This is a genomic window from Pseudomonadota bacterium, assembly GCA_036339585.1.
Taxonomy (GTDB): domain Bacteria; phylum Pseudomonadota; class Alphaproteobacteria; order UBA8366; family UBA8366; genus UBA8366.
Genome location: JAYZAS010000004.1, coordinates 462,970 through 484,550 on the forward strand (window position 1 = coordinate 462,970; position 21,581 = coordinate 484,550).

At 44.8% G+C, this 21,581-nt stretch carries 20 protein-coding genes and 1 tRNA gene; 15 read left to right on the forward strand and 6 right to left on the reverse strand.

The window, feature by feature from the left end; translation table 11 throughout:
• Window positions 1–35: 35 nt before the first annotated feature.
• The 5 genes from hemC to VX941_05170 all read left to right on the forward strand — a co-directional run bounded on the left by hemC (window position 36) and on the right by VX941_05170 (window position 4,879).
• On the forward strand, window positions 36–977 hold the full coding sequence (gene hemC, locus VX941_05150) for a hydroxymethylbilane synthase (GenBank protein ID MEE2932795.1): 942 nt from the start codon (window positions 36–38) through the stop codon (window positions 975–977).
• On the forward strand, window positions 970–1,722 hold the full coding sequence (locus VX941_05155) for a uroporphyrinogen-III synthase (protein ID MEE2932796.1): 753 nt from the start codon (window positions 970–972) through the stop codon (window positions 1,720–1,722). The genes hemC and VX941_05155 overlap by 8 nt, the downstream gene beginning before the upstream one ends.
• Before the next feature lie 6 nt (window positions 1,723–1,728).
• Window positions 1,729–3,177 (forward strand): hypothetical protein, encoded by a 1,449-nt coding sequence (locus VX941_05160; protein ID MEE2932797.1) that lies wholly within the window; start codon window positions 1,729–1,731, stop codon window positions 3,175–3,177.
• A 16-nt stretch (window positions 3,178–3,193) separates the two neighbouring features.
• Complete coding sequence (locus VX941_05165; protein MEE2932798.1) at window positions 3,194–4,528, forward strand: heme biosynthesis HemY N-terminal domain-containing protein; 1,335 nt, start codon at window positions 3,194–3,196, stop codon at window positions 4,526–4,528.
• A 275-nt stretch (window positions 4,529–4,803) separates the two neighbouring features.
• Window positions 4,804–4,879: transfer RNA gene (locus VX941_05170), tRNA-Thr, on the forward strand.
• Window positions 4,880–4,896: 17 nt separating this feature from the next.
• On the opposite strand, the gene VX941_05175 is transcribed toward VX941_05170, so the two are convergent.
• From VX941_05175 to VX941_05190, 4 genes are all read right to left on the reverse strand, one after another.
• Window positions 4,897–5,256, reverse strand: coding sequence for a cyclic nucleotide-binding domain-containing protein (locus tag VX941_05175; GenBank protein MEE2932799.1), 360 nt, complete (start codon window positions 5,254–5,256; stop codon window positions 4,897–4,899).
• A gap of 119 nt (window positions 5,257–5,375) precedes the next feature.
• Window positions 5,376–6,101 carry a Bax inhibitor-1/YccA family protein gene (locus VX941_05180; protein ID MEE2932800.1) on the reverse strand — a complete coding sequence of 242 codons (726 nt, stop codon included), beginning with the start codon at window positions 6,099–6,101 and terminating at the stop codon, window positions 5,376–5,378.
• A 126-nt stretch (window positions 6,102–6,227) separates the two neighbouring features.
• Window positions 6,228–8,777 (reverse strand): FtsX-like permease family protein, encoded by a 2,550-nt coding sequence (locus tag VX941_05185; protein ID MEE2932801.1) that lies wholly within the window; start codon window positions 8,775–8,777, stop codon window positions 6,228–6,230.
• A gap of 7 nt (window positions 8,778–8,784) precedes the next feature.
• Entirely contained in the window at window positions 8,785–9,483 is a 699-nt protein-coding gene (locus VX941_05190; GenBank protein ID MEE2932802.1) for an ATP-binding cassette domain-containing protein, read from the reverse strand.
• A gap of 133 nt (window positions 9,484–9,616) precedes the next feature.
• Between VX941_05190 and VX941_05195 the strand changes: the two genes are divergently transcribed.
• Window positions 9,617–10,192 carry an arylesterase gene (locus tag VX941_05195; GenBank protein ID MEE2932803.1) on the forward strand — a complete coding sequence of 192 codons (576 nt, stop codon included), beginning with the start codon at window positions 9,617–9,619 and terminating at the stop codon, window positions 10,190–10,192.
• Complete coding sequence (locus VX941_05200) at window positions 10,189–11,319, forward strand: FIST C-terminal domain-containing protein (GenBank protein ID MEE2932804.1); 1,131 nt, start codon at window positions 10,189–10,191, stop codon at window positions 11,317–11,319. The genes VX941_05195 and VX941_05200 overlap by 4 nt, the downstream gene beginning before the upstream one ends.
• A 152-nt stretch (window positions 11,320–11,471) precedes the next feature.
• Here the strand turns inward: VX941_05200 and VX941_05205 are convergent, their stop codons facing one another.
• Window positions 11,472–12,332 carry a TauD/TfdA family dioxygenase gene (locus VX941_05205; GenBank protein MEE2932805.1) on the reverse strand — a complete coding sequence of 287 codons (861 nt, stop codon included), beginning with the start codon at window positions 12,330–12,332 and terminating at the stop codon, window positions 11,472–11,474.
• 270 nt (window positions 12,333–12,602) lie between these two features.
• Here VX941_05205 and VX941_05210 point away from each other — a divergent pair, with 270 nt between their 5' ends.
• Both VX941_05210 and VX941_05215 read left to right on the forward strand, forming a co-directional pair.
• Window positions 12,603–12,926 carry a 4a-hydroxytetrahydrobiopterin dehydratase gene (locus VX941_05210; GenBank protein ID MEE2932806.1) on the forward strand — a complete coding sequence of 108 codons (324 nt, stop codon included), beginning with the start codon at window positions 12,603–12,605 and terminating at the stop codon, window positions 12,924–12,926.
• Window positions 12,919–13,518 (forward strand): tetratricopeptide repeat protein, encoded by a 600-nt coding sequence (locus VX941_05215; GenBank protein ID MEE2932807.1) that lies wholly within the window; start codon window positions 12,919–12,921, stop codon window positions 13,516–13,518. The genes VX941_05210 and VX941_05215 overlap by 8 nt, the downstream gene beginning before the upstream one ends.
• Before the next feature lie 10 nt (window positions 13,519–13,528).
• Here VX941_05215 and VX941_05220 read toward each other — a convergent pair whose 3' ends face one another.
• Window positions 13,529–14,455 carry a DMT family transporter gene (locus VX941_05220; GenBank protein MEE2932808.1) on the reverse strand — a complete coding sequence of 309 codons (927 nt, stop codon included), beginning with the start codon at window positions 14,453–14,455 and terminating at the stop codon, window positions 13,529–13,531.
• Window positions 14,456–14,620: 165 nt separating this feature from the next.
• Between VX941_05220 and VX941_05225 the strand changes: the two genes are divergently transcribed.
• From VX941_05225 to VX941_05250, 6 genes are all read left to right on the forward strand, one after another.
• Window positions 14,621–16,579: an acetoacetate--CoA ligase gene (locus VX941_05225; GenBank protein ID MEE2932809.1), complete on the forward strand. Its 1,959-nt coding sequence runs from the start codon at window positions 14,621–14,623 to the stop codon at window positions 16,577–16,579.
• Entirely contained in the window at window positions 16,579–17,763 is a 1,185-nt protein-coding gene (locus VX941_05230; protein MEE2932810.1) for a pyridoxal phosphate-dependent aminotransferase, read from the forward strand. Before VX941_05225 ends, VX941_05230 begins: the two co-directional genes overlap by 1 nt.
• A 57-nt stretch (window positions 17,764–17,820) precedes the next feature.
• Window positions 17,821–18,345 (forward strand): RNA methyltransferase, encoded by a 525-nt coding sequence (locus tag VX941_05235; GenBank protein ID MEE2932811.1) that lies wholly within the window; start codon window positions 17,821–17,823, stop codon window positions 18,343–18,345.
• Window positions 18,345–18,932, forward strand: coding sequence for an invasion associated locus B family protein (locus VX941_05240; GenBank protein ID MEE2932812.1), 588 nt, complete (start codon window positions 18,345–18,347; stop codon window positions 18,930–18,932). The genes VX941_05235 and VX941_05240 overlap by 1 nt, the downstream gene beginning before the upstream one ends.
• Window positions 18,933–18,944: 12 nt before the next feature.
• A complete protein-coding gene (rlmN, locus tag VX941_05245; GenBank protein ID MEE2932813.1) occupies window positions 18,945–20,075 on the forward strand; it encodes a 23S rRNA (adenine(2503)-C(2))-methyltransferase RlmN in 1,131 nt (376 codons plus the stop codon).
• 263 nt (window positions 20,076–20,338) lie between these two features.
• Window positions 20,339–21,553, forward strand: coding sequence for an argininosuccinate synthase (locus VX941_05250; GenBank protein ID MEE2932814.1), 1,215 nt, complete (start codon window positions 20,339–20,341; stop codon window positions 21,551–21,553).
• The last annotated feature ends 28 nt before the right edge of the window (window positions 21,554–21,581 follow it).

The window sequence follows — 21,581 nt, forward strand, 5'->3', positions numbered from 1 at the left end:
TTATCTTGTTGAGCACAATCGGGTATTAATTGGTTATGAAAAAGGTAAGCATTGAAAAACTAATAATTGGCAGTCGTGAGTCACCTCTGGCCCAGGCGCAGACAAGACTGGTTATAGAAGCTTTGGAAATTGCACATCCGGGAATCGTCACAGAGATCATAATGATAAAAACCACAGGCGACACTGTGCTGGATAAACCCCTTACGTCAATTGGCGGAAAGGGCCTCTTCACTAAAGAAATTGAGGCGGCCCTTCTTGAATGTAGAATCGATATTGCTGTGCATTCTGCGAAAGATATGGAAACCCATTTGCCGGCTGCCCTTACCCTAGCGGCGGTATTACCGCGTGAGGACCCCCGCGATGTTTTTTTATCCTCAAGAGGGAATTCGCTATCTACTTTGCCTGCAGGTAGTGTAGTCGGAACTACATCGCCGCGCAGACGTGCTCAAATTCTAAATTCTTTTCCTGAATTAGACATTGTCTCGCTTCGAGGGAACGTTGAGACACGCCTTAAAAAACTAAGGGATGGTAACGTAGATGCAATCTTACTAGCTCTGGCGGGATTGAAAAGGCTAAGACTATCTTCCCAAGATATGGAAGTACTAGGGCCGGAGATAATGCTTCCATCTGCAGCCCAAGGGACTATCGGGATTGAAAGTCGCGTAGGGGACGAGAAAATTGCAGACCTGCTTGCGCCAATATGCCATTTCGAAACAATGCAAGCCACCTTGGCAGAGCGAACTTTGCTTCAGGAGCTCGGTGGCTCCTGCTACACCCCAATTGGTGCTTTAGCAGAACACATTCCTGGAGGAAAGATGCGTCTCAGGGCTCTAATAGCCGACCCAAACGGCGAGTGGCTTCATCGCATGGAAAGTACGGCACAGGCCAGCGATGCTGAATTGTTGGGGAGGAAAATGGGGAAGGAGTTACGAGCGCTAGTTGTCGAATCCCGTGGTGAAAAGGTTTTTAATGATTGATCGCAAAAAACCCCCGATTGTATTAGTAACCCGACCTCAACAAGACGCCATAGTGCTTGAGTCAGAACTCAGAGAACGAGGGTTTTCCCCTTTGTTATCTCCGATGTTAAAAATAACATATTTTGAAGGTGTTGTACCTTCTTTGGACGGAGTGCAGGCACTGATATTCACATCAGCAAATGGAGTGCATTCTTTTTTTTCTCGAACTAAAGATACATCATTGCCTGCCTATGCAGTCGGTGAAGTTACCGCAGCTGCAGCACGCGCCTGTGGCTGCGTGCAAACTGTAAGTGCTGGTGGTGATGTGAACAAGCTTGCAAATTTATTGATTTCAAGATGTGACCCTCAGGGCGGCGATCTCCTTCATATTGCTGGAAGCCACTTAGCTGGCGACCTTGGAAGGAGATTGTCGTTAGCTGGATACAAATACAAGCGCGAGGTGCTGTATAAAGCTGAGGAATTAGGGGTGTTGAATGAGCGTTGTCAAGAAACGCTGGCTGGCTGTAAAATGGATTTTGCTCTTTTCTTCTCTCCGCGCACCGCCGTACAGTTTGTTGATTTGGCCCTTTCAGCTGGTTTTGGCAAGGAATTCGAGACTTCCGTGGCTCTATGTTTAAGTGAGGCTATAGCTGAAAAGTTGGAGAAATTACCATGGCGGCAGATCATAACAGCGCCAGCTCCCACACAGTCTGCGCTGTTAGATGCCCTAGAAAATGTTTCGCTACAATTGAGTAACGGAGTTTAAAAGCATATGAATGAGTCAATGCCTAAGCCTGGTTTTAGCCGGTCTAACAATTTCAGCGCTGAGGCGATAATCAAAGATTTCGGTGGCATAAGACCAATGGCCGCAAAGCTCGGTATTCCAGTAACGACTGTTCAAGGCTGGAAATCGCGTGGCCACATACCGTTAAATAGGCGAAAGCCTATTTTAGAGGCGGCCCGTAAACACAATGTCAATTTATCAGATGCTGTGTTGCGAGAGCTTGATCGAGAGCCCGTAACGCTTACATCCACTCCAGACTCTGGTAACGAGACAGGTTCGGCTTCTGGCCAATTTGAGGAGAGTTTAGAAGGGCCAAAGACCAATCCTATTAATGATGTAAGAAAGAAAAACAATCCAGCATCTCCATCAACGGACACACATGATGCTTCGAGGACCAATGAAAAGAATCGAAGTTACTGGCGCAGCGGAGGTTTGATACTTTTGGCTGCTGCAGCTGTTACTTGGAGCGGATGGTTTGTTTTATCCGAAAGTAATTGGATTCAGTCGTATTTTTCTGGCAGTGGGCAAGTTCATCCCATTAAAAAAGTTCCCGCATTGGGGGGTCAAGAAACAGAATCGGGGGTCAAGGTCATAAAACCGATTGTTTCAAAATCCAGTGAGGAGACAAAAATGCCAGAAAATAACGTGCCTGTTAAAATAGAGCAGGAAATGACACGCGAACCACTTGAGGTCAAGATTGAAAATATCGAACTTCGGCTTGATCTTTTCCAGCGGAGGCTTGAAAAAATAAACGGATCGATACTTAGTTCAGCTAAAGAGAACAACTATGCGCTTAGCCAATTTGCGGGCCAAGTTAGTCAAATTAATGACAAAATAAATAAGATGGAAAATAAAATAAAGAATCTGTCTTTTGAAAGGCGGCAGGGAGCCAAGGGTGTAGCATTGCAAACGCTATTGCTTGGGCAGCTGGAGAATGAAATTTTCGCCGGTAGGCCTTATCAAAATCGGCTTCAGTCCCTCCGAAAATCTTTGGCGGCACCTGTTCCAAAGCAAATATTTGAGGTTCTTGCCAGAAGAGCAGACCAAGGGGTACCAACTCCTCTAATGCTTGTCACAAGTTTTAATAATTTGGCAATCCAAAGGGCGCATAAAAACCGTACTATGGACTTAAAAAAGTCCAGCAGCGAAAGCATCATGGAACGACTCAAATCTGAATTAACAGGATTATTCTCTATTCGCAGGGTCGGTGGGTCTGGTAAATTACCCCCTTTCAGTATGGCGGAGGTGGCAGTAGCAAATGGAGATTTTGCGAGTGCCGCCGACCATTTGGAGTTGCTATCGAGAGAAGACGTGTATTTCGATAGTTTTAGTTCGTGGATTGAGGATGTTCGAGCGCATATTCAGGTAAAACAGCATATAGAAAAATTACGTTGGCATGTGAGCGCATTACTCGGTGCTAAGCCCGAGGCCAATTAATAAAGAGCGGGGCAGCATGACTGTTTTTCGCATTTGTATTTTCTTGATCGTCGCAACTACTGTGATTGTAGCTGAGGTATGGCTAGCTACTAACCCAGGGTCAGTAACAATTTTTTGGGGTGATCATCGCATTGATACAAGTGCGGCCTTATTTTTACATGTTTTCATAATATTCTGTTTACTATCGGCATTTGTTTATAGGGCATGGGTTGCAGCGAAGCGGATGCCGCAGCAGATACGGCATCGTAATTTTTTGGGCAAACAGCGCCGCGGTCATGAGGCACTAAGTGCGAGTCTGATCTCACTAGCATCTGGCAACTCTGATGATGCAATGAGGCATGCAAAAAAAGCTAGCGCATTGCTAGACTCCCCTGCAAGCGCTGAGCTTTTAGCGGCCCAAGCTGCTCAGCTTGCAGGCGATACGGCAAAAGTTCAGGAAACTTATCAGTCTTTAAGGCAAGAGCCTGAGACAGCTTTACTTGGTTTAAGGGGCTTGATGAATGAGGCACTTCGCATAGGCAACCATTCTGAGGCGCTTAGGTTAGCCAATGAAACCTATCGCATTAATCCCAATGCTGAGGGACTTTGGTTGCAAAGATTAGACTTGCAAATAAAGAATGGTCTTTGGTTTGATGCTGGAGAATCAATTGTCGAAGCTATTAACCGCAAACAGCTTAGTTTGAAGACCGGCAATAGGCAGCATGCAGCCATATTGTACGAGAGGGCATGTATAGCTGAGAGGAACAGTGAAAAGGATCTTCAGCTATCCCTTCTTAATGAGGCAGTTAAGCTAGAGCCTGGCTTTATCATCGCAACAGTCAAATTAGCGGAGCTTCTGGGTCTTGAGGGCAAAGTAAAAAAGGCTGATAAGCTGGTAGAGAAGTTGTGGTCAAAAAAGCCCCACCCTTCTTTAGCTGCTGCTTATCGTTCAATAAAGTCTGATTTAGATCCTCTCATGCAGGTCAAACGCTTTGAGGTATTGGCTTCAAAAAATCCAGGACATTTTGAGAGCTGTTTAGCAATTACCGAAGCTGCAATTGGTGCTAAACTTTGGGGGGAGGCTCGAGCACAATTAAAGATTCTCTTAGACCAAAGTGATCCCACTCGCCGAGTTTGTCGCTTAATGGCCGAAATCGAAGAAGGTGAGTTCGGGAATATCGACCAATCCCGCTATTGGTTAGATAGGGTTGCATCTGCTGAACTTGATGAAGCTTGGCTTTGCGATAATTGTGGATCCGAGGCAGCTGTTTGGCAGGCATGTTGCAAAAATTGTGGTGATTTTGATACGCTTTTATGGGCGCGCCCTCTGCGTGTTGTGCGTCTTCCGGATAATCAAGATCCAAGTAGCTAACTATCGAATTTTGTATTATGTGCAACTCGAATGCTAAAATTTAGCCAGGTTCCTATGGGTTTCATGCCTATCAAGGCTTAAACAAGAGCACCTACGAACAGACAGTTTTAATGGAAATAAGCTTCAATTAATCCCACACTTCAGCATATTCAATGAGTGAATTAAAAAATTTTTGTGCTTCCGTGCTCAGACCACTTTGCAATTTTTTTGACGCCAAATCTCTAAGTGTATTGTACCCGTCGTTAGCTAGGCTTATCTTGTCACTTAGATTTGAGGCCGCTTTAGCTCAGTTGGTAGAGCATCGCATTCGTAATGCGGGGGTCGCGTGTTCGAGTCACGCAAGCGGCACCATTTCGAGTTTGACGATTTTATTTTGTTATGGTCCGTATATTGTGCGCGAATATGCGTAGAAGGGCTACGACAAATGGGTCAGATTGATCAAGCTTTTCTTGGAACATGCTCTCGGAAACGGAAACTAGGACACAATCTGTGAGAGTAGTCGCCGATGCCATGCGAGGTTCCCCATCTATCAAGGTCATCTCTCCAAAGATGCCTCCTTTTGAGATTATGCCTAAGCGGTGTCGCTCTGTTTCATTTCCTTTCCAAATTTCAACTTTTCCGGATTCAACGATAAAAGCGGTACTACCAGTTTCGCCTTCTCGGAATACCACGGTTCCTGATGGGACTGGTTTGCGGTCGAGGACAGCAGGTGTTTTCTGGGAAGCCATATTTATGTTGCCTATCCCAAGGCTATTGCGGAGGCTTAGATATTAAAATTTTTTTGGTCGATGGTGAACAAAAAAAGCCGCACCGTTAGGGGCGGCTTTTTAGGTTCAATGATTGACTGTTATTCGCGGTTGCCGAAAAGGTGTAGCATCCATATGAATAATGTTATGAAGCAGCCGTACAAGATAAAAGCACCAAAAACTGCTTTTTTGGATTGTATGTCGTGAGAGTCGTCTTGAAAATAAGACTCTTTAATTGCTTGTGTTTCGTAGGCAGTCAGCCCGGCAAAAACTAGAACAACCACAATGGACAGTACAGTCTGAAAACCACTGCTTTCAAGAAACATGTTGACCACTAATGCTATGAGTATGCCTATTGAAGCCATCGCAAGGAACCGACCCATGGGTGCCAAATCTCTCTTCGTCGTGTACCCATAAAGGCTGAGGCCTGCGAAAGCCCCTGACGTGATGAAAAATACGCGTGCTATACTAGCTTCAGTGTAGACGTAGAACATTGGTGCAATAAGCGCGCCCCACATCGCGGCATATGCCCAAAAGGCAGCATGGCCAGCTACAGAGCTTCCAGTTAGAATGACTTTTGGTGCAAACCAGCCTAAACCTAGAATACCAATAAACAACACCCATTTAAACGGGCCCAACGCAATAGTTTGCATAAGGGCTGGTGAAGAGGCTACCACCAGAGCGACTATGCCCGTAAATGCCACTCCAAGCGCCATATAATTGTAAACGCGGAGCATGTATGCTCGAAGGCCAGCATCGATTTCATCTCGCGTAGCCGTGACACCCAACGTTTGAGCGTGCTGTGAATGTTGCGGATCGTAACTCATTTGTGACTCCGTCCATAAAGACAATGATTAACTATATATAGCATATTGGAAAATGACACTTAATTTCAATAGGGTATTTTGTAACAAACTGAATAATTTCATTTAATTTTAACACGACACCGATAATTATTCATTTCGTAAATATTTAGTTGATCTATCGTTCAGTGCTAGCCAGGTCGCTAATAGCCCACCAGTGATGGTGAATGTAAGACTCAACATTAGCGTAACAACTAGAGTACCTGGCAAAAATGTCCAGTCTGCGCGCATGACGTGTACCACTAGGCCCCAACTCACACCAGTTGCAACCAATGCCGAGAGTGCAGCTGTAATTATTCCTAGGAAAATGAATTCAAAAGCAAAAATTCTTACGATTTGAAGCCGTGATGCGCCCAAAACCTTTAGGATTACAGCTTCATAAACGCGGCGATTGTGGTTGGCGGCGATGGCACTGGAGAGTACGAGCACGCTTATACACACAGCGATCATACCTATAACGCGAACGGCGACCCCAATATCTCCAATCATATTTTTAATATCAGCAAGCACGTCCTTAACTCGAATTGCTGAAACATTGGGAAGTGCTTGCGTGATTTTTTTTGCCAGTGCCAATTCTTCAAACTCTGATGAGTGAGGCAAAAAATGCGCGGTTGCAACGTAGGATAGAGGTATTTCTTTGACAGCATTAGGGGAAAAGATCATAAGAAAATTAATCGACAAACTATTCCACTTAATATCTCTGAGATTAGCTATGCGAGCCGTTAACGGGATCCCTAAAAGGTTGACTGTTAGCGTGTCGCCTATGTCTAAGCCGAAAGCTTCGGCCTTAGCTTTATCAAAGGAAACTAGCGGCGGACCCTCATAACCCACCGGCCACCAAGCGCCTTTTACTACGGTGCTTCCCTCTTCAGGCGGGCGGTTAGACCAAGTGATACCCCGATCTCCGCGCAGTACCCAGGCTACTTCTGGTGAGGGTTTAATCCTTTCCACTGGCACACCAGCTAATTTTATTATCCGGCCACGCAGCATTGGCACTTTATTAATCTTGGATACGCTGGGGTGGTTTTCAGCGATTTCTGCAAACGCATTTTTTTGATCACTTTGTATATCTATAAAATAGTAAGCAGGCGCAGCTTTGGGAATAGTATTATCGATTTGGAGCCTGATGTTTTCTTCGATTAAAACAATTATAGTTATCACCGAGAGGCTCATGCCTAATGCCAGTATGACGGCAGGCGTTTGAGTTTCGGGCCGGCATAAATTATTTAATGCAACAGTGCTAATAAGCTTTGTACGGAACTTTAACTGACGCAGTAACATGACAAGAAACTTTGCCAAAAAATGGAAAGTCGACAAAACAAGTAGGGTTCCCAGAACGAACCAAAGACCGGCAGACATCGGTTCCGCTGTTATAATGGCTATAAACGTCAGCAGTGCTGATAACAGAATTAGTGAAACGATTATCCCTATTGTCGGCCGACCATTAGGAGAGTTTATTGCGTGTCGGAATAATGAACTTGCCGCCACCTCTCGAGCGCGGGCCAGCTGCCATATAGAAAAAATGAGAGAAGTCAAAAAGCCAAATAGGGCTGCCTTTGAAAGGGCGTTTGGGTAGATACCAAAGGCACTAAACACCCCTAAATATTTCTCCAAAAAGGGGCCTAATACTAGGGGCGATGCTATACCTAGCGCAAGGCCTGCGATGGTTCCGATACTCGCAATTGCAAGAATTTGGATGAGGTAAACCGCAAATATTAGATTACCCGATGCTCCGAGCGATTTAAGTGTAGCCACAGTGGTGAAGCGGGACTCTATGAAACTTCTCACCCCAATAGCGATCCCAATTCCGCCGATAAGTAATGTGGTCAAGCCAACCAGATTGAGGAAAAGTGCCACACGTTCTGTAAAGCGCTGCACGTTGGGTGCTGCATTTTCAATCGTCTGGATACGCCACCCCGCCTCTGGAAATTTTGCATTTAGGCGTCGAACCCATTGCGCATGCACCGATTTTTTATTAAGCCCGACTCTGTAATGAAATCTGACTAAGCTTCCGGGTTTTATCAAACCAGTCGCTTTCAATCCTCCAATCGACATTATTACGCGAGGGCCTAGTCGGAAGACCTGAGAGCTGCGGTCGGGCTCCCGATCAATAATTGCTCGAATAACAAATTCTTCAGCGCCGATCCAGATTTTATCACCAACGACTAGGTTGAGTTTGTTCAGAACTTGTTGTTCAACGGCAACCCCATATTTTCCCTCTTTTGATGATAATGCCGTTGGTAGGGACACAGCCCCTTTTAAGTGGAAGCCCCCAAACAGTGGGTAAAACCTGTCTACTGCTTTAAGTTCCGCAAGAATATTTTGCATCTTGTCTAACGATTGCGTCATAACGCGCATCTGGACCACGTGCGATAGCGATAATGAATTTTGCCTTAACCAAACCAACTGTTTTTTTGTGGCTGGGTTATGTGTAAGACGGATATCTACGTCGCCGCCAAGTAGAAGTCGTCCATCATTGTCTATTGCTGCCTTTATACCTTCAGATACTGAACCGACAGCGGCTATAGATGCGACACCTAGCATTAAACACATTACGAATATCTTGAAACCACGAATACCGCTTCGGCACTCTCTTCTGGCCAATCTCCATGCCATCCGTAATGTTTTAGATTTACACATATTGCTGTTAGCCGTTGCTATCAGTCTCGATTTTACCGTCGTGGAGCCGGATCATACGGTCGGCCTGATTTGCTAACCCGTTATCATGCGTTACGAATATCAATGTTGATTGGCATTCATCAGTGCGCGAAAATAATAAATCAATAATTTGAGACCCCGTTTCGCCGTCAAGATTGCCGGTTGGCTCATCAGCTAAAATTAATTTTGGTTTAGGAGCCAAAGCCCGAGCAATAGCCACGCGTTGCTGCTCTCCACCAGATAATTCGCTCGGATAGTGAGCAAGACGGTCCTCGAGTCCAACATGGGAGAGCTCGAGCTCAGCCGTTGAGAATGAATTCATATTCCCACCTAGTTCAAGGGGAATTGCTACATTTTCTAACGCTGTCATTGTCGGGATTAGGTGAAAAGATTGAAAAACTATGCCAATATTATCGCGCCGGAATGAAGCGAGTGCATCTTCCGATAGCGCAGAGATATCTTCTCCGTTGACTCTGATGCGACCGCTAGTAACCTTTTCTAGTCCGGCTATTAATAGTAGCAAAGACGTTTTGCCTGATCCTGACGACCCAACAACGCTAACTGTTGTATTATTTAAGATATTTAAATTTACAGATTTTAAAATTTTTACCTGGCTTGCAGGGCCACCCAGTACAAGGTTTACCATCTCAAGTTCTACAAGTGGCTCGATCTTTTTTGCCTGTGACATATCTAAAAGTCTACAATAATTTTTTCTATGGAGGTACGGTGAAATCACAAATTCATATGCATCACGTCATTTTTATTTCAATGCAGTACTGTTATTTTTTTTGGTCTTGTCATCGCTAACAGATAGACCTGCGTTGTCTGAACCTAGTCGCGCACCTATAAAAATATTAGCTTTTGGGGATAGCTTAATCGCTGGTCTAGGGCTTCAAAAGTACGATGATTTCTCAGAACAATTATCTCGCTCATTAAAACGAGACGGCTATCATGTCATCGTCATTAACGCTGGGGTTTCAGGAGATACCACTGCCGGGGGAGTTGCGCGCGTTGATTGGGTCATGCGAGTCAATCCCGATCTTGTAATTCTAGAACTTGGTGCTAATGATGGATTGCGCGGACTCGACCCAAAGGTAACGAAAAATAATTTGTCAAAAATCATTCGCCGGATACAAGCGAAAGGAGCAGTTGTCCTGCTTGCTGGGATGCGGGCTCCTCCAAATCTAGGGGTCGATTATGGAGCAGCTTTCGACAATATCTTTCCCGATCTTGCAAGTATCCACAAGCTCGATTTCTACCCTTTTTTTCTTGACGGGGTTGCTTCAAAACCTGAGCTCAATCTTGTTGACGGAATCCATCCGAACAAAAGTGGCATTAAGGTTATTGTTGAAGGAATTTTGTCTACAGTCAAACGTTCACTGGAGAAAATACGATGAGTAACTCAGCACCGTTTATTAGCGCACATGGTTCGGGGCCGGATTGGCAGTCAGTAGCGCAAGACTGCGCGACCCAGCTGAAGTCCGCTGGCCCTGAACATAGACTGGGCTTCCTTTACGTTACGGATCATTTTAGTGCCAACTTACGTGATATATCGAACTTCTTTAAAGATAGAATTGGAGTTGATCATTGGGTTGGAACAGTAGGGCTTGGGGTTTGTACTACGAGCAAAGAATACTTTGACGAACCCGCAATGGTGGCAATGATCATACCTGCGCGCGACTCAGCGTTCCGCATCTTCGATAATGTGTCCGATAGTATTACAGCCATTACCGATGAGCATGCATCTTGGCTTAGTAATATTTTATCGCCTTTAACGGTGGTCCATGGAGATCCGAGGAATCAAAACATTAATGATCTCATTGAGAAAATATCCTCCGAAACCGAGGGGTTCCTAGTCGGGGGACTAACGGCGTCTCAACAAAACTTCTTTCAGCTGGCGGATGACGTAAGCGAGGGAGGTCTCTCGGGTGCCATGCTTGCATTAGACGAAATACCGGCGCAGGTAGGAGTGACGCAGGGTTGCTCGCTGATCAGTAGCCCACATAGAATTACCGCTGCAGATCAAAATCTCCTGATTGAACTTGATGGAAAGCCAGCACTCGATGTGTTTAAGAAAGATGTTGGAGAAGTTTTGGCCCGCGATTTGAAGCGCGCAGCTGGTTATATTTTTGTTGCATTGCCAGTTACGGGCAGTGACACGGGTGACTACCTCGTTCGCAATCTTGTGGGAGTCGATTCTGAAACTGGTGTTGTGGCGATTGGCGACTACGTCACCGCTGGCGACCAAATAATGTTTTGTCGTCGCGACCATGATAGTGCAATCAACGATATGAAACGTATGCTTAGTGACATAAAGTCTCGAACTGAGATTGGTGCGATTAGAGGAGGATTATATTTTTCGTGTTGTGCTAGAGGGCCGAATCAATTCGGGTCTGATAGCGAGGAACTAAAAATAATATCGTCCGAATTGGGCGACTTCCCGTTAGTTGGTTTTTTTGCGAATGGAGAGATAAGTAACAATCGCTTATATGGTTATACGGGTGTCCTCACAGTTTTTCTTTAGATTCCTGATTTCTCGGCCTTTAAGTAAGCGGATCAACCAGGAGGCATTCGATTAATAATTTCACGGCCCCAATTAATCAAAAATAAAAGTTTATCTATGCTCATTGCTTAGTGAGGCTTGCTCAAAGAATTATCATGCCAAACAGTGTATCTTCATATGGGCCGTTCTCCAGCAACTTGAACTTTGTGCAGACGGCGCCGCTGGCTTGGGTCAAAAGAATCTCGATGATGCATAGTAGTTCGGTTGTCCCAGACCAAGAGATCTCCGAGGCACCACTGATGTGACCATGTGCGGCATTCCCGAATTGTATGCGCCCAAAGTACGTCCAGAAGATCTTCACTATCTTTCACCGTTAGACCAGGAATGTAAGCGCCAAGCCGCCGCCCTAGGTACAGAACTTGCCTATTTTCTTCGGGTAGAGTTCGGACGATTGGGTGAGTTGGACCCGGATTTTTAGTAATATCGCTGGCCTCATCAAACTCTGGGCGCTTGGTTCCCGTGCTGTCATAGACTTGTGAGTGTCGTATTGACAAATCGTCAACCTGAGCTCGAATGTCACTAGGCAAAGTTTCTAACGCATCCACCATATTAAGGAAGGCTGTGTTGCCTCCGTTATCTGGTATTTCAACTGAATATAAAGTGCTTGCAGAAGGCGGGGTGTCAGAAAAACAGCTATCAGAATGCCAGAAACATTCACCGTCACCCAGACTTCCAATTGGCTCATTATTGACTTTAATGTTCGAAATAACGCTGACACAATCAGGGATATCATCCTCTGGATATTTCCGTTTTCCAAGACCGAGAAGAGTATCAGCTATCTTTCCAAGGTCGCCAAAGACTTGAGCAAAAATAACATGCTCGCTAACAGGTAATGTTTGGTTTCTTAACAAAAGGACCAAGTATTTTTGAAGAGCTTCGCGAAGCTGTTCAGCGCGGCGTTGTGTGATCGGCTTGCTAGCATCTATGCCTATAACCTCCGCCCCCAATTTTTTACCGAGGGGTATGATTTTCATTCATTCTCACCTGAAATAATTGTTACGATTTATAATACTCATGAACACGGTTTGGTTTAGGCCACCTGCATTCTTTGAGCTGCTATTTAAGGTATTGAATTTGTACACTAGACTAACGATAGGTAAACATAAATGTGGTGAGGTACCTCAAATAATGTAGCAAACAAAAAAGCGTTTGTCGTGCTCAAGAATCGTAGCATCACCTAGCCGTGATGCTGGTGTTTGGTTAACGTAAAGTTTTGAAAATGAAGATTCCGAGGAATAATGAAGATGGTTGAAAAAATACCAGCCGATGCTGAGGCCTTGATGTTATCAGAATTACCGGCCTGGACGAAACTGGAAGAAAGTGACGCTATCAAGAGAGTTATTAAGTTTGATAATTTCAATCAAGCGTGGGGGTTCATGACGCGGATAGCATTGGAGGCTGAACGGATTAATCATCATCCCGAGTGGCTAAATATTTATGGAAAAGTTGAGGTCACACTAACGACTCATGAGTGCGATGGCCTCAGCGAAAGGGATATTATCCTAGCAAGATTTATAGATGCTACTGTGCACGAAATGACAACGAACCAGGAGAAAGAACATGCGTAGTATTGTAGTGCCGTTTATGTCAGTCGCTATACTTTTATGGTCGTTACCAAGTTTGGCAGATAGTTTTTCGGATGGCATGCGCATGCATCTGCAAAAGAAATATTTCAAGTCTTCGCAATTGTTTCATAGTTTAGCCCAATCAGGTAATGTGCGGGCTCAGTTCATGTTGGGGACAATATATGAACAAGGACTTGGCCGTCCCTCTGATCTGAACGCGGCCGCTTATTGGTTTGAAAAAGCAGCTAATGGCAATAATCCCTCTGCACAATTCAATCTCGGCATATTTTACCAGTTTGGAAAAGGTGTGCCGAAAGATGCATCGAAAGCGGCTCAATGGCTTCAGCGCGCAGCTAATAATGGACATGGAAAAGCCCAAAATAACCTCAGTACATTCTTTTATGCCGGTGTTGGTGTAAAACAGGATATTGTAGAGGCTTGGAAATGGCTATCCTTAGCAGCCGATCACCTTGAAGGTGAGGGCCGTGAAATGGTTATGAAAAATCGTTTGGCGATAGAAGAAGAAATGTCTTCTGATCAAATTATTGATGCGAAAAAACGCACCGCGATGTGGCGAGCTGCTAATAAAGATTGAGATCAGTTTTTTAGCCTTTCTGATTTTTGTCGGCCAATGACTCGCGTCTTGCAATATACAAAGCACTAGCAATTAACAGCAGTGTACCCACGAAACTCCATATTGAGGGTACCTCTGAGAAAAAAATAAAACCCACTAAACCGGCAAATAACACCCGTGAATACTCAAATGGTGTGACTGCAGTCGCTTCGCCGACTGCTAGCGCTTGAATCAAACACGAGTGAGCCAAAGTGACAATGAGACCCAGCGCAATTAGTAATAAAATTTCAAATGGCGTCGGCGTAATCCACAGAAACCATGTCGGAATGGATGTCATTAAAATTGAAATCGAGGCATGCCACAATAATATCGTAAGATTTGATTCTCCCCTACCTTTTAAAATCTTAATTAAGGTAAAAATAACTGCAGCGAGAAATGCATTGGTTAGTGCGAAAATCATACCTATTTTAATACTATTAAAATCTAGAAGCTCGGTTGGCTGAACCATTAATATTACGCCAATAAACCCCACAATGGTTGCAGTCCAACGACGCCACTGAACAGTTTCACCTAATAATAAAACAGCGCATGGGATCATCCAAATTGCCCTTGAAAACATTACGGCTGTAGCATCAGCGAGTGGTAATAATTTAAGACTGTAAAAGATACAGATCATGGCAATGCCACCGAGCGTAGCTCGGGTTAGCTGAAGCCAAGGATAATTAGTCTGAAAAGCTTTGAACCCCCCCGCATTTGCGATTGCGGGTATAAGCCAGAGGATGCTGAAAATATTTCGAAAAAATACTATTTCTATAGGATCTAGGCGACGGCTTAATATTTTGATTATGCTGTCTGCAGCTACAAAAAAAATTGCCATAAATAGCATCCACATTGCGCCGCGGAGATTCTCTGGCGTACGATCCCAACGACTTTTTAGATTGACTGGCAAAATCATCATTTTCTGTTTATTTTTTCTGCTTACTCGAATTCTGTGGGGCAAAAAATAAGATTTGGTCACGGCAACTTAGAATATGCTGTTTCGGCTTTTATATCTATACGAGGATTTTTGGTGAGCTCTTTGTGACAGATAAGAATTTTGATGGGATAGAATTGAGAAGGAGCGATGTGCGTGGCAGAACCACTATGGCGACCCGACTGTAGCCGTAAAAAAAATGCAAATATGACCGCATTCCGGAACTGGTTAGAAGAAGAGTACGAAGTATCTCTCAGTAGTTATTCACAACTGCATCAATTCTCGGTCTCTAGGCAAGAGGAATTTTGGGCTGCTGTGTGGCAGTTTACTGGTGTCATAGCTGAAACTAAAGGTGATCGTGTGCTAGTCGATGGAGACAGCATGCTAGACGCACAATTTTTTCCAGATGCTAAACTAAACTTTGCAGAAAATCTTTTGCGCCGTCGAGATGATGGAGAAGCTCTAGTGTTTCGCGCAGAGGATCAAATAGAGAGACGATTAAGTTGGCGCGAACTATATGAAGAGGTTTCGAGAATTGCAGCGGCCCTTAAAATGGCTGGAGTTGAGCCCGGAGACCGTTGTGCCGGATTTTTACCGAACAGTCCTGAAGCAGTTGTTGCCATGTTGGCTACAGCGAGCCTTGGAGCAATTTGGACTTCATGTTCGCCTGACTTCGGGACTAGGGGTGTTCTGGATAGATTCGGACAGGTGACGCCTAAGGTTTTGTTTACTACTGATGGATATATTTATGATCAAAAATGGCATGCCAGCCTGCCGCGCGTGAAGGATATATTAGCCGAATTATCAAGTGTGGAGCAGGTTGTAGTGGTTCCATTTTCAGAATCAGTGCCAGATATAAAACCGATTAAAAATTCAGTTTTGTGGAGCGATTTCAAAATAGATCGGACCGAAGATCAGATAAGTTTTGAGCACAGGCCCTTCAACCACCCCCTGTTTATCATGTATTCGTCTGGGACCACTGGGGTCCCAAAATGTATCGTGCACAGTGCAGGGGGTGCATTGCTGCAGCATCTTAAGGAACATCAGCTACATTGTGACATAAAGCCTAATGATCGTGTTTTCTACTTCACTACCTGCGGTTGGATGATGTGGAATTGGTTAGTGAGTGCATTGGCTTCAGAAGCAACACTGCTTCTTTATGATGGATCACCCTTTGCAGCCAAAGATGACATACTTTTTGATTTTGCATCAGAAGAAAAGATGACGTTCTTTGGGACCTCAGCTAAATATATCGACACCTTGGTCAAACGTGGAGTTCAGCCTTCTCAAAGTCACGATCTTGGAGCACTTCGTACATTTGCTTCGACCGGTTCACCACTGGCGCCTGCGGGTTTCGACTACATTTATAAAAACGTTAAAAGTGATATTTGCCTGTCATCGATTTCTGGAGGCACCGATATTCTCGGATGTTTTGTTTGTGGAAATCCGACAGCCCCTGTTTATCGGGGAGAGATACAAGCACTAGCTTTAGGAATGGCCACGAATGTATTTGATAGCAATGGCAGGCCCGTGAGGGGTAGAAAAGGAGAATTGGTTTGCACTGAATCTTTCCCCTCGCTCCCAATTGGGTTTTGGAATGATCCAGATGGAAGCCGTTATTATGCGGCATACTTTGAACGTTTCCCAAACGTTTGGTGCCATGGTGATTTTGTTGAGATAACCAAAAATGGAGGTATGATAATTTATGGGCGCTCGGATGCGACGCTTAATCCAGGAGGCGTGAGAATCGGAACTGCGGAAATTTACCGTCAAGTTGAAACTTTCGTAAATATTGAGGAAGCAATCTGTATTGGTCAAGATTGGGATAATGATACAAGAATTATACTTTTCGTCAGGATGGCAAAAGGTAAAGAGCTCGACGAAAGTTTGGTGGCTAGAATTCGGGAGCGTGTCCGCAAAAATTGCTCACCCCGCCACATTCCCGCGAAAGTTATCGCAGTCGCCGATATTCCTCGTACGCGATCTGGAAAAATAACTGAGTTAGCCGTGCGCAACGTGGTTCATGGATTGCCTGTGAAAAATAAGGAGGCGCTTGAAAATCCGGAAGCGCTTGAAAATTTTCAAAATATCATAGAATTGAAATCATAGTGGTAAAAAATCAAAGACATCCTAGGGCCAACATTCGATCCGCAATTAAAGCACTTAAAACCCAAGAGATCATGCAGGTTTCAGAAATGGCATTGGATAATCCTGATGTGATACCTCTTTGGTATGGAGAATCTGATGTAAAAACACCTGCCTTTATTTGTGATGCAGCTGCAACTGCTATGGGCGAGGGTTATACCTTTTATACTCATAAAAGGGGATTGCCTGAGTTGCGGGAAGCGTTGGCTGATTATAGCCAACGCTTATATGGCCTGCCGGTTGGTGTTGATAGAATTACTGTTACATCCTCTGGTATGACTGCAATTATGATCGCTATGCAGGTTGTAATAGACCCTGGTGATAGAGTGATTTTGGTTGGGCCCGTTTGGCCGAATGCTGAGGCGGCAGTAAACATTATGGGTGGTGAGGTCTGTCAACACTCACTCCGATACGAGGACGATGACGCACAAAGTTGGCATTTAGACATAGAACACCTTTTTGCTATGTGCACTGAAAATACGCGTGCAATATTTATTAATTCGCCAGGAAACCCTACAGGCTGGATGATGTCAAATCGAGAACAAAAAGAAATTCTTGAGTTTTGCCGTCTGCGTAATATTTGGATTATAGCTGACGAAGTATATAATCGGATTGTATATGACCGACCTGCAGCTCCCTCTTTTCTCGAGATAATTGAACCAGAAGATTCAGTGCTAGTAGTTAATAGCTTCTCAAAAAATTGGGCGATGACTGGATGGCGGTTGGGATGGCTGACCCACCCTCCTTCATTCGCCAAGCCATTTTCAGATTTGATCGAATTCAATACCAGTGGCACTCCAGCTTTTCTGCAGAAAGCGTGTATAACTGCTTTAAAGGATGGGGAGCATGTTATTGCTGACATGGTAGACCTGTGTAGGGAAGGTCGAGATATTGTAGGCACCGCAATGTCTGAATGGCCCCGGGTTCGGTATCGAGCGCCCGAGGCAGCTTTTTATGCATTTTTCGCTCTGGATGGGATGGAAAACTCACTAAAGTTTGCAAAGCAAGTAGTACTTGATGTGGGTGTTGGGCTTGCGCCGGGTACAGCATTCGGTCGGGAAAGCGATGGTTGGCTGAGGCTTTGTTTTGCCCGTGATAGTGGTGAATTATCAACTGCAATGGACAGGCTGGCAAACGTATTTGCTTAATTTTTATATTTAGAGTCATTTATGTGACGTTGTGAAAATTAAAGTGGAAGGGCTAGGATGCGAGGTTATTTTGGTATAGGAGTTGAACATATCTCTAAACCGATGAACGTGGGAAACCTTTTTCGATCAGCTCACGCTTTTGGAGCGGATTTTATTTTTGCTATTGCGCCTGCAGTTGATCTTAAGGAGATTCAAAAGGCAGATACGTCTCGTACCGTTAAGCATCTTCCTCTTTACGAGTTTCCAGAAGCTTCAAAACTTGTGTTGCCTCGCGATTGTCAGTTGGTCGGTGTCGAACTGATGGAAGAGGCAGTAGATCTGCCGAGCTTTAACCACCCTGAACGTGCTGCTTATATTCTCGGGCCTGAAAAAGGAAGCTTATCTCCTGAAGTAAATTCCCGATGCGATTTCGTAGTGAAAATACCAACAAAATTTTGTGTTAATGTCGGCATTGCAGGTGCAATTCTGATGTATGACCGGTTGATAACCCGCGGTAGATTTGCGCCGCGGCCCGAAGCGGTAGGAGGCCCGGTTGAGGAATTGGCTCCCCATGTGCATGGTGGTAGGATGGTACGCCACTAGTGTCAGAGGATCGGGGTTCGCTAATGATTTTGCCTTACATAAAATTTATTTTGCTTCTTGTTATGCTTTTAAATACCGAAGGCTTGAACGAAGCTTATGCTGGAACCAAGGTAAACCAACTAGGTGGATTCGGAAATTGTCGGGAAGTAGACCGCAGCTTGATTTGCAATTGGAATGCAGAAACTTACGTTGAAAATAAAAATAAGAAAACATGTCACATATGGTCTAGGCCAATTAAAAAGAAGGGAAAATATCGAAAGCGTGGCGACGTCGCGCTGTATGTGACCCACCGACCGTGGTCAAAGGTAAAAAATCAGGTGAGTGTACTCGCGGGCTATACCTACAAAAAAGATAGCGAGCCAAGGGCACTGATAGGCGGGGCGAAATTTCTTTTTTTTACAGAAAAAGATGTAGCATGGTTACAAACTGCTGAACAGGATAGGGCGCTTGTCAATGCAATGCGGAGGGGTAGAACAATGACATTAGACGGCCTTTCTTCCCGGTCGACTAGGACCACGGACATATATTCACTTGTCGGATTTTCTGCTGCCCACAACGCAATTAGCAAGGCTTGTGGGATAAAATAGGGTCCCTGTATTATGACCAAATTGGCTTCCAACCCTTCGGCCTTACAATCACCGGCCATTGAAAGCGGAGAACCCCTCTCATTGATCGGGCTTGATCGGGTTGACTTAGCCAGAGTTATTGAGCCACTGGGTGTGAAGCCATTTCGTGCTCAGCAAATTTTTCGCTGGATATATAATCAAGGTGTCTCAGATTTCAGTGAAATGACAAATATATCGAAAAATCTTCAATCCGAATTGGCCAATAATTTCTCGCTTGCTCGGCCAGCAATCAGTCAACACCAAAAGTCTGATGATGGAACACAAAAATGGCTACTTCGATTTGATGATGCCCAAGAGGCCGAATGTGTCCATATACCAGAAGCTGAGAGGGGCACGTTGTGTGTTTCAAGCCAGGTGGGCTGTACGCTGAATTGTAGCTTTTGTCATACGGGCACTCAAAGAATGGTGCGGAACCTTGAGCCATCTGAGATTTTAGGACAATTAATGTTGGTGCGGGATGATTTTGGCGAATGGCCGGCTCCTGACTTTAACAGGAAAGTCAGTAACCTGGTCATGATGGGTATGGGAGAGCCTCTTTATAATTTTGATAATGTCAAAAAGGCGTTGCTTATTGCCATTGATAATGAGGGCCTCAGCATTTCCAAACGTAAAATCACTTTATCGACGTCTGGTGTGGTGCCAATGATCGAAAGAGTGGGTCGCGAGATTGGAGTTCAGCTTGCGATTTCACTGCATGCTGTTCGTGATGAACTCCGTGACATTTTAGTACCAATAAACAAAAAATGGCCCATAGCAGAACTGCTGGATGCGTGTCGACATTATCCGGGTGGGCGTAATGCGCGTCGAATAACATTTGAGTATGTTATGCTAAAAAATTTCAACGACTCGTTAGAAGAGGCGCGTGAGCTCACTCAACTTCTACGAAATATTCCATCTAAGGTAAATTTGATACCCTTCAATCCATGGCCTGGTGCCAATTACGAATGTTCTTCCGAAGACGTCATCCGAGACTTTAATGAAATCATTAACGATGCCGGAATAACTTCTGTCATCAGGAGACCCCGTGGGCGCGATATCTTAGCTGCTTGTGGCCAACTCAAAAGCCAAAGTGTACGTCGAAAGCAAGCCAAATTGGACCAATGAATATTCTTGGTTCCCTAAAGTGTTCAAAATCATATTTTTCTCTTTTCAAGCGGCACAAATGACTGACCATACTTGGGCTATATTATTCTGAAAAAATATAGAGCCTTTTGACTAGAGGCGGGCATGTCGATATCTTCAGTTGCGACAAAAAAAGTAATAAGTCTTCTGTGGTTTACTTGTGTTATGGGAATGTAGCTTGCGGGTTGATTTGCGATACCTATACTCCGCGCGCAAGTGGAAAATTATAATTTTGGCGAGAGATTATGTCGAGCAATGTAAAAAAAGTTGTGTTGGCCTATTCTGGAGGGCTTGATACCTCGGTGATATTGAAATGGTTGCAGGATGAGTACGATTGCGAAGTGGTCACATTTACGGCTGATTTAGGGCAGGGTGATGAGATAGAGTCAGCTCGAGATAAAGCAAAAATGCTGGGTGTTGAGGAAATATTCATTGAGGACCTTCGTGAGGAGTTTGTCCGTGATTATGTTTTCCCCATGTTTCGGGCGAATGCGTTATATGAGGGCACTTATTTACTTGGAACGTCAATAGCTCGTCCTTTAATTGCCAAACGGCAAATTGAGATTGCTCGTCAAACCGGCGCGGACGCAGTTGCCCACGGCGCTACCGGGAAGGGTAATGATCAGATCCGTTTTGAACTTGGGTATTATGGTCTGGCTCCCGACATTCACGTGATATCACCGTGGCGAGAATGGGACTTGAACTCGCGGGAAGCGCTGATTGCCTATGCAGAACGGAATCAAATTCCGGTTCCACAGGATAAGCGTGGCGAAGCTCCATTTTCAACTGATGCAAATCTTTTGCATATTTCTGCGGAAGGAAAAGTGCTTGAGGACCCAGCGATGCCCGCTCCAGAATATGTGTTCTCGCGGACCGTTAATCCGGAATCGGCCCCCGGCGAAGGTGTTGAGGTGGAAATTAGCTTTGAAAATGGTGACCCTGTGTCTGTTGATGGCAAGACACTTAGTCCTGCGGCACTGTTGACAAAGCTAAACCACTTGGCAGGTGAACACGGTATTGGCCGAGTGGATATTGTAGAGAATCGTTTTATTGGGATGAAGTCGCGAGGGGTCTATGAAACCCCGGGAGGAACCGTTCTGCTGGCCGCGCATAGAGCTATTGAATCGATAACTTTAGACCGCGGCGCAGCTCACCTTAAAGACGAGCTGATGCCCAAATATGCAGAACTCATTTACAATGGGTTATGGTTTTCACCCGAACGGAAAATGTTGCAAGCTGCAATAGACGACTCTCAGCACAATGTTTGCGGTTCTGTGAGACTTAAGCTTTACAAAGGTAACATTTTGACATTGGGCCGTGAGAGTGAGAATAGTCTTTACAGCGAGGCTCACGTTACATTTGAGGAAGATGAGGTTTATAATCAAAAAGATGCGGAGGGCTTTATCAAGCTGAACGCCTTGCGGTTGCGTCTCGCCGCAAGAACAAATGACGGCAGCTAAGGCTGTTTTGAAACTGACAGGCGGGCCT

Excerpts from the sequence above, each read along its gene's own strand:
- hemC (MEE2932795.1), top strand. The coding sequence starts at position 36 with ATGAAAAAGGTAAGCATTGAAAAACTAATAATTGGCAGTCGTGAGTCA.
- VX941_05155 (MEE2932796.1), top strand. The coding sequence starts at position 970 with ATGATTGATCGCAAAAAACCCCCGATTGTATTAGTAACCCGACCTCAA.
- VX941_05160 (MEE2932797.1), top strand. The coding sequence starts at position 1,729 with ATGAATGAGTCAATGCCTAAGCCTGGTTTTAGCCGGTCTAACAATTTC.
- VX941_05165 (MEE2932798.1), top strand. The coding sequence starts at position 3,194 with ATGACTGTTTTTCGCATTTGTATTTTCTTGATCGTCGCAACTACTGTG.
- VX941_05175 (MEE2932799.1), bottom strand. The coding sequence starts at position 5,256 with ATGGCTTCCCAGAAAACACCTGCTGTCCTCGACCGCAAACCAGTCCCA.
- VX941_05180 (MEE2932800.1), bottom strand. The coding sequence starts at position 6,101 with ATGAGTTACGATCCGCAACATTCACAGCACGCTCAAACGTTGGGTGTC.
- VX941_05185 (MEE2932801.1), bottom strand. The coding sequence starts at position 8,777 with ATGTGTAAATCTAAAACATTACGGATGGCATGGAGATTGGCCAGAAGA.
- VX941_05190 (MEE2932802.1), bottom strand. The coding sequence starts at position 9,483 with ATGTCACAGGCAAAAAAGATCGAGCCACTTGTAGAACTTGAGATGGTA.
- VX941_05200 (MEE2932804.1), top strand. The coding sequence starts at position 10,189 with ATGAGTAACTCAGCACCGTTTATTAGCGCACATGGTTCGGGGCCGGAT.
- VX941_05205 (MEE2932805.1), bottom strand. The coding sequence starts at position 12,332 with ATGAAAATCATACCCCTCGGTAAAAAATTGGGGGCGGAGGTTATAGGC.
- VX941_05210 (MEE2932806.1), top strand. The coding sequence starts at position 12,603 with ATGGTTGAAAAAATACCAGCCGATGCTGAGGCCTTGATGTTATCAGAA.
- VX941_05215 (MEE2932807.1), top strand. The coding sequence starts at position 12,919 with ATGCGTAGTATTGTAGTGCCGTTTATGTCAGTCGCTATACTTTTATGG.
- VX941_05220 (MEE2932808.1), bottom strand. The coding sequence starts at position 14,455 with ATGATGATTTTGCCAGTCAATCTAAAAAGTCGTTGGGATCGTACGCCA.
- VX941_05225 (MEE2932809.1), top strand. The coding sequence starts at position 14,621 with ATGTGCGTGGCAGAACCACTATGGCGACCCGACTGTAGCCGTAAAAAA.
- VX941_05235 (MEE2932811.1), top strand. The coding sequence starts at position 17,821 with ATGCGAGGTTATTTTGGTATAGGAGTTGAACATATCTCTAAACCGATG.
- rlmN (MEE2932813.1), top strand. The coding sequence starts at position 18,945 with ATGACCAAATTGGCTTCCAACCCTTCGGCCTTACAATCACCGGCCATT.
- VX941_05250 (MEE2932814.1), top strand. The coding sequence starts at position 20,339 with ATGTCGAGCAATGTAAAAAAAGTTGTGTTGGCCTATTCTGGAGGGCTT.